The organism is Bradyrhizobium sp. 155, assembly GCF_023101105.1.
GTDB lineage: Bacteria > Pseudomonadota > Alphaproteobacteria > Rhizobiales > Xanthobacteraceae > Bradyrhizobium > Bradyrhizobium canariense_D.
Genome location: NZ_CP064704.1, coordinates 2,485,752 through 2,498,529, shown reverse-complemented (window position 1 = coordinate 2,498,529; position 12,778 = coordinate 2,485,752). Strand labels below are relative to the sequence as shown.

At 59.6% G+C, this 12,778-nt stretch carries 7 protein-coding genes; 5 read left to right on the top strand and 2 right to left on the bottom strand.

Translation table 11 applies throughout. From position 1 onward, the window contains the following. Positions 1–279 precede the first annotated feature (279 nt). The 3 genes from IVA93_RS12110 to IVA93_RS12100 all read left to right on the top strand — a co-directional run bounded on the left by IVA93_RS12110 (position 280) and on the right by IVA93_RS12100 (position 4,975). Positions 280–528, top strand: a complete 249-nt coding sequence (locus tag IVA93_RS12110) for a hypothetical protein (protein WP_247541689.1) — start codon at positions 280–282, stop codon at positions 526–528. 417 nt (positions 529–945) lie between these two features. Continuing rightward, positions 946–1,278: a hypothetical protein gene (locus tag IVA93_RS12105; protein ID WP_247367376.1), complete on the top strand. Its 333-nt coding sequence runs from the start codon at positions 946–948 to the stop codon at positions 1,276–1,278. 2,422 nt (positions 1,279–3,700) lie between these two features. Then, positions 3,701–4,975 (top strand): patatin-like phospholipase family protein, encoded by a 1,275-nt coding sequence (locus IVA93_RS12100; protein WP_247367373.1) that lies wholly within the window; start codon positions 3,701–3,703, stop codon positions 4,973–4,975. A gap of 115 nt (positions 4,976–5,090) precedes the next feature. Here IVA93_RS12100 and IVA93_RS12095 read toward each other — a convergent pair whose 3' ends face one another. Together IVA93_RS12095 and nagA are read right to left on the bottom strand one after the other, a co-directional pair. Continuing rightward, positions 5,091–8,441 (bottom strand): AAA family ATPase, encoded by a 3,351-nt coding sequence (locus IVA93_RS12095; RefSeq protein WP_247789808.1) that lies wholly within the window; start codon positions 8,439–8,441, stop codon positions 5,091–5,093. 1,126 nt (positions 8,442–9,567) lie between these two features. Next, complete coding sequence (nagA, locus tag IVA93_RS12090; protein ID WP_247367367.1) at positions 9,568–10,743, bottom strand: N-acetylglucosamine-6-phosphate deacetylase; 1,176 nt, start codon at positions 10,741–10,743, stop codon at positions 9,568–9,570. A 117-nt stretch (positions 10,744–10,860) separates the two neighbouring features. Between nagA and IVA93_RS12085 the strand changes: the two genes are divergently transcribed. Continuing rightward, entirely contained in the window at positions 10,861–11,799 is a 939-nt protein-coding gene (locus IVA93_RS12085; RefSeq protein ID WP_247485315.1) for a glucosamine kinase nucleotide-binding domain-containing protein, read from the top strand. 19 nt (positions 11,800–11,818) lie between these two features. Then, the gene (locus IVA93_RS12080) at positions 11,819–12,772 is read left to right on the top strand and encodes an N-acetylmuramic acid 6-phosphate etherase (protein ID WP_247367352.1); all 954 of its coding nucleotides are present in this window, start codon (positions 11,819–11,821) and stop codon (positions 12,770–12,772) included. The last annotated feature ends 6 nt before the right edge of the window (positions 12,773–12,778 follow it).

Below are 12,778 nucleotides of genomic sequence, written 5' to 3'. Positions count from 1 at the left end.
TACGCGCCGCCTGAACCCGACAGCCGAGCTGTGAGGCTGCTTATTGTTGGAGCGCCATGCCGATCTAGCGAAACGCCGCATCCGCATTTCGCAGCCGTGTTCGTGTTGCGAGCGCTTGGACCAACAGAGCGTCACATTCCCGGATAAACTCGCGCGTACCGCTGCTGCCGAACCTCCAACATCTCGCGCCACTCCGTTGCGCCTTAGGAGCGTATGGCGTCAATCGCGTGGGCGATCAGGATTGCTACGCTGATCGCGATGATGACTAGCAGCCAACTGATGACGTTCGTCTCCACGCACGTCAACAAGATCCATCACGTCACCACCATCACCCAGGTCGCGAAAGACCTCGGCGAAGACGAAGATTGGCTGTGGGACATCGTCAACGAAATGGAGATCGAGGACGGCTTCATCTGCGTCTATGGCGTCGGAGAAGACGGCATCCAGGCGTTCACAGACTTCGGAATCGAAAACCTCATCGAGCTGATCAGGTTCTACAAAGAGAACCCTGGACTGCTCAGGCCGTAATCCTACGGCCTACGCCGAATGGATACGAATTTTCGTCACCGGGGCTGGCTGCATATTTCACTTCGTCCTTTTAACCGGGCTCATTTGACCACGCGCGGGCCGCAGCGATTTAACCTCTCGCTGCGGCCTTCGCCCTATGAGGCGTATGACCGGCAAGCACCTACCGAAGCCAAAGTCTCTCGTCCTAGCGGCCTCATAGTCGGACCGTGAGAGCGGCTCGAGCCGTGCCCCCAGCCTTTCCCTTTCCCTCCCTTCGGTTCGGTTCGGGAAAGTGTCATCAATACTGCCGATCGAAGCTTCGCAAGGGCGGCTCGCCCTGGGCATTTAGCCATTGGGACAGTTGGCGGCGAATCAATGCCGCTTGCACGAATGGGGCGGCATCCGCATTATGCTTTTGCTGGGCGAAGCGAATCTGCCGTGGCTCTGAAGAACCCCGATGCTATTGCGGCAATCGTGACCGCGCTCCGGCTTACCCACGGCGACGAAACGGCACGAGCCATGCTGGTCGGGGGCATGAGCCTGGCCGCGCTGATAGAGGCGATGTTCTCCGCACCGGTTGAGCGACGCGATGCCGTTCGATACGTCGCGTCTGCCTTGGACGACTTCGCCATCTCGCCGCAACTCGGCCCGGTCTGGCACCTTCGCTACGTTTATGAAGATAAAGGCTCATTTCGGGTGGTCGATATGGAGATTTCGACGCCAACAGGCACGCTGTCTAGTAAATACGTCTGGCTACGTCTGCCGGTCTAGCTATCTCGCCACCTCTGCAATGTGACCAGTGCTGTCGACGATTGGCGAGCGCGCGGTACCTTCTTTTACGACCTTGTAACGTCTTGATCTTTCCGGCAGCAGCTCAAATTGACCAGCGACACCCGCAAAGCTCTTGGCGATATTCCTCAACAAATAAGCTCGGTCTTCGGAAGTGTTGGGGCGGAGGAAAGTGTCTTGTACTGGTTGGGAAAATCCCTGCAATGTGTGGACGTAATCATGCGGGCTCCAATCGCGGCAATCGAAAATAGATGATTCTAACCAGACAACCGTGCGCCGCCGTAATAGCTTAGGTTAGGGAAATAGCCGCATCTGCCTAGGGTGTTGCGCGTCTCTGCTAGTGAACAAGGCCCTGACTGCAGTGTGGCCGTGCGAAGGAAAAGTCGGTCCCTGATCATCTTCACTGGCCGCTCACGGCTCAGCGCCGGGCATCGATCAGCCGTCGAATCTGCCGATCGCGCGCCAGGCTCAGTGTAGTCGGGGTGAATGTCCGGTTTAGGTTACACGCGGACTCATGAGGCGCAGCAAGACCGATAGGTGACGCGCCTTTCATCGCGCGCGCCCCGCACAGAACCGTACTGGCGCAGATGCACGCAAGCTCGGCTTGATTGAGGGCTTCCCCGCTCCCGTCACCTGCAGCGAGAAAGCCAAGCCGACGGCGAGCCCCTGAGCCCGCGAACCGCTCGGCGAAACGAGAGCACTGCAGTGCCTGCTATGAACGCCCGCCGCCTCATTCGTTCCTCATCGCAGCTTGAGGACGATGGGAAACAGAGTATCACGTCTCGATAGTTGGTGCACTCAGAGCGGATAGATGCGACAGGCGTGAGCGCAAATTCGGGTCATGTGCCGGCACCGCTAGGGACGTCAAGATTGCCCCGTAGTGGCGCCACTGGATGGGTTAGAAGTCATGACTTATCGTGCGCGTACTTTTCCAAAAGCAGCCGATTGTATTCCTCTCTCGCGGCCTTCCGCGAAATATGCCCTCTTCGGTCTTTGGCGATCTTCAGAAGATCGGGATCAGTCGGCGCCCGTGATTTCCGCTTAAAGCTCGCAAAGAGTCTGGTAGCAGGCGCCGAGGTCCTTCCAAACACGCGGTCAAACCATCCCATCGTGTCCTCCCGGGCGGACCGCGAATTGCGACACTATCACCACGAACTTGGAGGTCAAACGGACAGTACGACTGCTGTTTCGAAAAGCTCGCCACCACATCGTCCGCAACCGGTATTAGCGGACAACACACATGACCAACAACACCATCTCAGTGAACGGCGCCATGCCAGATCTAACCTGACGCAACCTCATCGATGAGGGAACCGGCGGCAGCGCCGCGGCTTGCCCGTCGCAATGACCACCATGTCCCCGTACCGCACGCAGCGCCGCGATGGCGTCCGCCGCTCCGCTTTCTGAGGAGACCCACTTTTGCCGATCAAGATGAAGGTCAGTGACGTCGTCTTCGGCGAACCGTGGTTGTTGTGCAAAGGGGCAGCCGATGAACTGAGTCTAATTGCGGACACGATCAGAAGCCCGCCAGTTCACGCGGACGGGCCTCCTGCACACGGCTGTGATGCGCATTCTGTGAAGTAGTTCACAAGCGGCAAGTATCGCCGAGCGTAGCCTGCGCGCGTCCACTGGAGGGAAGCGCAATGAAGTTGAAATTGACAACCTATCGAATGCTCGCGCTGACCGCCGTTGTTTTGATGGCGGCTGGTACCACTATGGCCATCGGTACTCCTCGTGGGGTCTATGAACCGATGTTGGGAAGCGATTGGCAATGCACCCGGACCATGCTGCTCGTGACCACCTGTGCTCACTCAAGCAGTAGACCGGAATAAACGCCGGACGCTTGCAGGCGCACGCAGGGCGACGCTCATACCTATTTAGAAGGGGGACCGAGCGTGTTTGCAGACCACAGAACGGTCCAGCTAGTCTTCAGCCTCGGCTCTCTCGGGTCCCTCAGGGCTCTTTGACGGCCCTCATCACCAGGTTGTCACTGGCGGCGCGGCGGTATGGCAGAGACAATAAAGCATTAAAGGAAGAGACATTGAAAGGTGAAGAACCGCATGGGCGACAGTTAGATCAGTTCCGCTCAGAGGCGTCCCGGATATCAAAAGGAAGGAAGATCGATTGGTGGATAGATGCGGACGCCGGCTTCCGATTCTGTTTCGAGGACACCGACACAACGAAAGCGTTCGCTTCTATCTGCGAGAGCTTAGCGGTCCCTGCCGCGACGTTTAACTCGCGTCGCTCGGGTCTCGGATCAACACCAGGGCTCCCGCGCATCCTTCTGCCAAACTCCGGCCAACTGAGATTCCGAACGCTTTTCAATGGGCATGAAAACTACTAGTCTTTCGCGGCAGTGAAATTCGATCGGAGCATAGTCACACAAGACTCAACGGAGGATGCCATGGCGAAGAGAGCAATAGCGCTCGGCGGTGGTGGACCGGCGGCAGGGCTGCACATTGGGGTTCTGGAGGCTCTCGCCGCCCACAACATAACGTTCGATGTCTGGGCATTGTCCTGCATCGGCGCGTGGGTCGGGATCGTCTATAACCAATGGGGCGATCACGAAGACAAAGTCGAAAAGACTCACCAATTCTTCAGGAAGGGCGTCTTTCGGGACGACGAAAGCTATAAGCGTTTTCCCATAAACACAGTCTTCGGTCCGGATTGGCGCAGCAACATAAAGGCGCTGAACAACTTCGTCAGCGATTCCGACAACTATAAGGACTTCCTATGGGATCCATACCGGATGATGGACATCTTCCAGGACTCGATGGAGATTTTGTTCAATCAGCTGCCTGACAGAGACAGAAAAAAGAAGTTCACCAGATTGGATGAAGGGGATTTCAACAGATGGATTCTCAATCAAGCGATGGCAACCAATCCCTTCATCCGTTATTTGACGTCCTTAATGTACCTTTCCAACGTCAACGGCCTGTCACGGATCAACTATCCGGATAGCGAGTTCATGAAGGGCATAAATTTCGAACAGCTGAAAAAGCCTGGAAAGCCAGCAATCTTCCATAACGCTTGGAACCTTGATCAGCAGAAGCTCGCATTATTTTCCAATCGTCCCATGAAAAGGGCGAGCGAAAAGTTTTCGTTTGAGGGCCCTATCGACGCACGCACCTTGTGTGCGTGTTCGGCTCTTCCCTTCGTCGAAGGTACCGTAGAGATCGGCGGAGTGACCTACTGCGAAGGCGCGCTTGTCGATACCGTCAACTTCGAAAGTTTGCTGGAGGAGCACCCGGAGGTGGAAGAGATATGGGTGAGCCGGATCGTTGATTCAAAGCAAATCCGCAAGCCGGAGAACCTTCATGACGCGCTGGCAAATCTTTGCCAATTGTTCGCCTCGACGGTTGGCGAGGACGACGTCAAGCTTTTCAAATACCACGTCCGGTATGACAAAAAATCGGAAGAGGAAGAGGCAAGGGACAGGAAACTCAAGATCGTAGAGATTCACGTTCCGGGTCACATCAATTTCAAATGGAATCACAGCAATCTCGATAATGGACGCAAGCTGGGAAAGGCCGCTGCAGAGCAGGCAATCGGGGCGTTCGGAGAGCATGAGGCGCGGCCTGCGCACGACGGGCCGCACTTCATCAACGAGAAGCCAGAGGGGCCGGCTTGGCAAAGCGTGTGTGAATATCACAAGGAGCTGAAGCGAGCCGCTGCATGAAGGCTCGAGCATCATTGGAATGGCGGAAGTCTCCGAACGGAAATCCTCGACCTCGAATAATGATTTTGAGGCCAATCATCCGGGCCAGACGCAACGAACCGGCGCTTTGCGATAGTCACCGCAGGTTGTCGAGCAGCGCCTTCGCCTGCTTCATATCTCTCGTGTCGAAGCCCTCGGTGAAGGAGTCATAGATCGGCGCAAGTAAATCGAGCGCCTGCTCGCGTTGTTGCTGATCGATGCACAGCGCGGCAAGATCTGTCGCGGCCCGAAGTTCAAGGGCCTTTGCGCGTTGGCTTTTTGCCGTGGCCAATGCCTGTTCGAGCAGGGAGTGCGCCACAGGATCGGCATCTGGTCCACCGCGCCCAATTAGCACCCGCGCCTTGAGTCGGTACAATTCGGCTTCCAAAATTCGTTCGCTGTTGCGGGTACTTATAGCAAGGCCCGACTCGATCAACTCCAGCGCGGGCTCGTAGTCGCGATCAATCAACAGGCGCTGACACAAAAGTACCAAGAGTGCGGTGATGGCCAACTGATAACCTGCGTGACGATACTCGTCCAACGCAGCACGGATTTCCCCAAGCGCGTTGGGTGAGCGATCGAGCGATGCCATGCATATGCCGCGAACGGCGCGGGCCAAACGCCACTGCCGGAATCCATGCTCCTCCGACAGGGCGATACAGCGCTCGGCATAACTCTGCGCTATCAGGAACTCGCCGCGCAGAGCTTGGAGAATGCACGCATAATAGAATGCGTATGCTTGCGAATGGGGATGGCTAATGGCATCGGCGCGCTGAATTGCAGCGTCCATTCGCATAATGGCCGTATCGTCGCGGCCAAGCAGCCAGAGTGGCCACGACATCAGCGCAAGGTCGGCCACGCCGGCATCCTGGCCGGCCACACGCGCTGCCAGTCTATCCTCCTCGCTGCTCGCCTCGAAGGCTTCGAAAGCCCGTTCGATCGCTTCCTGGGCTCCGGTGATCTGTCCCATGAACAGGCGGATCATCGCCTGCCCGCGCATCGCATTGAGCAAGGCTGGCCGGTCGCCGCGCGTTTGGGAGAGATGAAGTAAAGCGGCGATCGTTTCCTGGGCCAGCGGCAGCTCACCGCGAATGACGCTCGCAGTGGTTAGCCAGAACATGACCTGAAGTTGCTCGGGAGGATCTCGCAGGCGCTCGCATAGCTCTCGCGCGCGGGCAAAGGTAGCCATCGCATTGTTGGAGGCTGGCCCTTGGGTAGCGATCAGGCAGGGCCCCAGAGCGAACTGGAGGTCAAGTTCAAGCCTGTCATTTCGTGCGTCATCGGGCCGATGGTTCGTGGCCTCGATCCCTCGTTGCAAGTGCGCAATGGCCTCCAGATTGGCGGAGCGCATGGCTGCCTTCTTCCCGGCTTGCAGCCAGTATGCCTCCGCTTTTTCGAACAGTCCGGCCTCCGTGAGATGGTGCGCGAGCGTTTCGGGCTGAGCGTCCACAATTTCCGGGAACCGTTGCTCGAAGGCCTCCGCGATCGTGGCATGCAGCGCTGCGCGTCGGCTCTTCAGGAGCCCTGAATAAGCAGCGTCCCGCACAAGCGCATGCTTGAAGGTAAACACCGCCTGCGGTATCTCGCCGCGGCAGAAGATCAACTCCGATCGAACCAACTGGGCAAGAGCCTCCTCCAGTCTCTCTCTTGGCAACCCGGCCACCGTGCTCAGCAGTTCGTACGAAAACTCGCGCCCCACCACGGCGCCGACCTGAGCTACCTCCCTTACGGGGGCCAGTCGGTCTAGTCTGGCCATCAGCGATGCCTGCAACGTGGTCGGAATCGCCATCGCTGGCAGAGGGCGGCTTAGGGTGTAATGATCGTCCTGCTCTTGCAAGAATCCGGTTTCGAGCACGGTCTTGGTCAGCTCCTCTACGAACAGTGGCACGCCATCAGTGCGGGCGAGTATCTGATCCAAAACCTCCTTCGGGAGCGCCTTGCCGGCGGTGACCCGCTCGATCAACGCCGCTCCGTTGCGACGATTAAGTCGCGTCAAAGAGAGCGTCGTAACATGCGCATGACCAGGCCAGGGCGGCGTGAATTCCGGTCTCGCGGTGATGAGCAGCAGCACCCGAAGCCGCGGCACTTGTTCCAAGGTCATCGTCAGGAGCTCGAGAGAAGTGGGGTCCGCCCAATGGACATCCTCAACAATGACGAACACTGGTTGCAGTGCTGCCAGGCTTTTCAGCTGAGCCAATAGCGCCGCTAATGTCATTTCTTTGCGCTTTTGCGGGCTCAGCTCCGGCAGTCGGTAACGCTCACCGAGTGGCAAGGACAAGAGATTGGCCAGAGGCACTACGCGATCTGCGTCAGCTCCGGATCGACCGAGCAGGACCTCAAGCTTGGCGAATTTAGCCGTTGGCGAATCACTCCGCTCGAATCGGGCGGCTCGTTCGAGTTGCCGGATAAACGGGTACAACGCACTATTAGTATGATGCGCCGAGCAGAATTGGCGCACCGTGATGTGCTCCTCTCCTTGCAGCCGCTCGTCGAGCGCCAAGGCGATATGCGATTTACCGATGCCCGCCTCTCCGGTAAGCATTACTGCGCAACCCTCGCCGCTCATGGCGCGCTGCCAGCGACGCAACAGCAACTCGATCTCCTCCTCGCGTCCAATTGGCTGCGTCAACTGAGTTTTGTGCTGGGCCTCGAAGCGGCTGTCGATGCCGGTAGTGCCCAGCACCTGCCATGCTTGTGTTGGCTCCGCCCAACCTTTCAGGACGACTGGGCCAAGATTCCGGAATTCAAAATGTCCTTCGGTTAGCCGGTGAGTACTCTCGCAGATCAGGACGGCGCCCGAATCGGCGAGCGTCTGCAAGCGCGCAGCTAAATTTGGTGTTTCGCCAATAACCGCCTGCTCTTTCGCCGCACCTTCTCCCGTCAAATCGCCTACGACCACCATCCCGGTAGCAATCCCGACGCGGACCCGAAGTTGCGTGGACGGGAATGTCTGGAGGTTGGCCACGGCATCGACCAGCGCCAGCCCGGCGCGCGCCGCTTGCTCAGCATCATCCTCGTGGGCATGTGGATAACCGAAATAGGCGAGCACTCCGTCGCCCATGTATCGCGCGATGATACCCCCATTCCGAGCGATCACCTCCGCAATGCAGCTGTGGTAGGCGCCAATAACCACTCGCAAATCTTCCGGATCAAGACGGGCCGAGAGCGCCGAGGAGCCGACCAGATCACAAAACATAACCGTGAGTTGACGCCGCTCGGCTCCGTCCCGCGCCGCCTTGCCGCCCGCTTGAGGCGTGCGCGCAATGTCGCCCTTGAGCTCCGTGATAGCACGCAACATCTTGCGGCGATGGCCGAGCAGGACACCGAGGTCCTTCAGGTCCTGCTCGGTGAGATCCCCAACAACTGATAGGTCAATGGCGTTCTCGCCAAAGCGCTGAGCGTACTCTCCCAAACCGATCGATGATAGCCATTCTGCAATACCGGACATGGCACACCTATTGGCTGTTTATAATTAGCATAGCACGTCACGAACGTAAGCGTAGGCACATCTGAGACGAAGGCATGAAGCCCGGATCTTCCCGCAACGCAAAACCGGCACTCCTCCTGGCTAAGGGTCGGCGCGGTCAAGCACGGTCTCTGAAGGTCCATCGTGGCGTTCGCCTTGATGCCGATCACCTTCCGCTCTTCCACGTCTGAGGCGCCCGAAGCGGAGGCCGTAGCGCCGGAGATGCAGGCCTTTGAAGGCACTGGCCATCGAAATTGATGGCGCCCCGGGATCAATGGCGAGCGTCGTCGGATGCTTGCCAAAAACAAGGCACTGCTTGCGGCGGCTCATCTGTTCGCCGTGAGGAACGATTGCATCAGCCCCGCTTTAGCCGTCCGCACCTTCAAGAGTTTGACCGGCGATTTGCGATACCCGGCCGCCGATCGAAGGACCGGTCAATACGTATCCTTCTCGTTGTGCCCACGGTTTCCGAACCACGTTCTCGAGCCTGTCTCACCACGATGGGATCAAGGACGCCAAGGCTTGAGATGGCGGTGTCGTCGAGCTGCAGCTCGCGCATTCCGGTAACTCTACTGTGGAAGGTCTCCACAAGAGGCACGGACCCCGCGCGGCGATCGGCTCGCGCACGAAGCTGATGCAGCACTGGGCTGATCGGATCGACAACTGGCTCGATTCCAAAAAGGTGATGCCGATCAAGGGAGGCGCGCAGGCTTGAGTCACCTAAAGGCGACCCTTCCGGTCGCGTGCGCCGGTATGTCGAAAGAGTCGGTGGTCGCGGGGAAGCGCAACTACCAATACCGACAGTCGGTTCAAGTTGCGATCTGATCGAGCCCATCTCGTGCGTCCCGAACGCAGTGAACATCTCCTGAGTTATTGATTATTGAGATGACAGGCGTTTCCGTCCCGCTTTGTTCACGGTCGCTTCACCCAATTCGTTGCGATTTCGTTGCGGAGTTCTGAGAGAACGGCAGCCACTGTTGCTTGACGGATCTCTTGGAGGCTTTCCCAAGCACCAGCGGGAAGAGATGGTCAACACCGCCCGCCTCCGTGTCGCGGTTGCGAGTCGGTGGTCCACTATGAACCGGGTCGCCGACTTGCGTCCTCTCCTTCAATCTTCAGCGTGAAGTTCTCTGCCCGTCGAACCGACACCGCCTATCCATGTGCCGACGATTTCAAAGTTCGGATTGAAGGCGACAAGGTCCGCGCGGTATCCGGGCGCGATCCGTCCAAGCTCGGACTCAAGGCCCAGAAATGCCGCGGGCGTCCGAGAAGCCATGATGAGGGCATCAAGAAGGGAGATTTCGAGCAACTCAACAGCGTTGCGCAGCGCCTCGATCATGGTGAGGTGAGCGCCAGCGAGTGTGCCATCGGGGCCCGTCAGGCGATTTTCGTGCAACGTGACGTGCCTTCCTTGTAGCAAGAATTGCCGGTCGTCGGTGCCCGCCAGTGGCATGGCATCGGTGACCAGCATCAATCGATCACGTCCCTTGCAGCGGAACGCAACGCGCAAACCGGCGCGATCAACGTGGATGCCGTCGCAGATGATCCCTGCAAACAGCCGGTCATCGTCAAGCGCGGCGCCGACCAGGCCCGGCTCCCGGGGGTTCAACTGCGACATGGCGTTGAACAGATGGGTCGCCCCCGAGACACCGCGATCGACCGCCTGCCCGATTTCGGCTGCGGTGGCGTCGCTGTGGCCGGCCGCGATACGCAATCCGGCGCCGATCAACTCATCGATCATGGATGCGGGCACGCATTCCGGGGCCAAGGTCACCATGGAGCGGCCGCACCCCCCAAAACTTTTGATTGCCGCGAGATCGCGCCGATCCGGCACGCGTATCTCGGCTTCCGGATGAATGCCCTTGCGAGACCTGTTGAGGGCCGGTCCTTCCAGATGAAAGCCGAGAACGCCGGGAATCGTCAGGCAAGCCTGGCCGACTGCAGCCAATCGCTCGATGACCTCGCTGCGATCGGTGATGAGGGTCGGCAAGCAGCCCGTGGTCCCCGCCTTGCGGTGCGCCTCAACGATGCGTCGGACGCCAGCCTCCGTGGGCTGGTCGTTGAGAAGAACGCCGCCGCCTCCGTTGACCTGGATGTCGATGAATCCGGGTGCAAGGATCGCGTCTCCGGGAAGATGGATTGAGGCGCGCGCCTCCGCCTCGCCGAAGGTGATGCTTTCAATCCGCCCCTGCGAGATTCTGACCGACCCCGGCCCGCGCATGTCGGCACCATCAAAGATGTGCTGCGCGGAAATCGTGGGAGCGGAATAACCAGCGTTGCCCATCTGTATTGATCCGAGAATGGCAGTCACGGACCGTGAGGCGAGTCCCGTAGAAGGCCCTCAAATGTACACCAAGCAGCTTCGGCGGGACCCGGAAAGAAATCTCCGCGTTAACTTTCCATGGGAACAAAAGGTACCACGTATCTCGGCATTGATGGCGGCGGAACCCGCTGCCGCGCCCGGATCGAGGACGAAAGCAGCAGGGTACTCGGTGGAGCAAGCGCGGGGCCCGCCACGACGCGGATTGGCTTTGACAATGCTTGGCGGTCCATCATGGAAGCCACTGAAGCGGCAGCCGCACAGGCCGGACTGACGCGCGAGGATTTCGCGCGGATGCACGCCGGAATTGGCCTTGCCGGTCTCGGTCGCCGCGGTGCGGAAGCGGCCCTCAACAAGATCGCGCATCCCTTTGCGTCGGTCATCTTCATCAGCGACGGCCTGGCGGCCTGTCTCGGCGCCCATAGCGTTGCGGACGGGGCCATCGTGGTAGCCGGCACCGGCTCGGTGGGTGTCGGCCTGATCGACGGCCGCGAAGTCCGTCTCGCCGGTTACGGCTTTCCCCTGTCGGACGAAGGCAGCGGCGCCGACATCGGCCTGCAGGTTGTTCGACTGGCGCTGCGGGCCGCGGATCGCCGCGGCGAGCTGACCCCATTGCTTTCAGAGGTGCTGGGCGCCTTCGACCATGATCCTTATCAGGCGGTGGCCTGGTCTGAAGAAGCCAGGGCCACAGACTACGCAGCGTTCGCGCCGATCGTGATGCGGCACGCCAATCAGGGCGATCCGGTCGGCCGTCGCATTGTCGAACGCGCGGCCGATGCCATTGGCGATCTGCTTGATCTTTTCCTGGCGAGAGGAATTGACCGGCTCTCGCTGGTAGGCGGGCTCGCGGATGCCATTACGCCGTGGCTGACGCCAGACCTGCGCGCGCGCCTGAGGTGTCCTGATGCCGACGGGGCGGCCGGCGCATTACTGGTGGCGCGAGGGCGGCTTGAGGTGCCCAGCAAAGACCTGCCCAAGAGAGAAGCTGACCAAGAGCAGGCTTCAAAGTTCCGCGTTTGATGGAGCATGGATCAATTATATGGCCACCGAAGAAGTCGATCCCCGCTTTGCCGATCTTGATGCATGGCAGCTCGCGTCAGCGATGGAAGCGATGTGGGAGGGCCAGCTTGCGGCAGTCGCGGCGATCGGCCCTGCCCTTCCCGCGATCACTGCGGCGACCGAGGCCGCCAAAGCGGCGCTGGGTGATCATGGACGCATAGTGTATGTCGGCGCCGGCACCTCGGCCCGCGTGGCGGTCCAGGACGGCGCCGAGTTGATGCCGACCTTCGCATGGCCCAGCGAGCGCGTTCACTTCATCGTCGCCGGCGGAGACAGCGCGTTCGTCACCAGCATCGAAGGTGCTGAGGATGATATCGATGGCGCGGTCACACAGATCAATGCCGCGCGGCTCACGTCGCACGACGTTGTGATCGCCGTTGCCGCCAGCGGAACAACGCCATTCACGGTCGGGGCGCTGCAGCAGGCAGGCTCTTTTAGTACAGTGACGATCGGCGTTGCCAACAATCCCGGCACCGTACTGCTGGCGTCGGCAAAGTTTCCGGTGCTGATCGAGACGGGCCGCGAGTTGATTGCCGGCTCCACGCGGATGAAGGCCGGCACCGCGCAAAAGGTCGTGCTGAACCTGATCTCCTCAGGAATCATGCTGCGCCTTGGCCGGGTGTACCGCGGCATGATGGTGAACATGCAGCCGACCAATGCCAAGCTGAAGCGGCGCGCCGAGGCCATGGTGGCGCAAATCGCGCACTGTGATCCGTCGCACGCGGCACACTGGCTTGAGCAGGCCGAGGGAGACATCAAGACGGCAGGCCTGCTGGCGTTGGGTGTCGACAGCCTCGATGCCGAGACCATCCTGAAAAACTGTGACGGCAATCTTCGGCGCGTGTTTGCCGAGCTCGCCGGGGATCGTGACTCGCATCGTGATCGGCATCCCATGGGAGCGGCGCGCAAGCAAGGCGGAGCGGTCGAGCCGTGACGACAT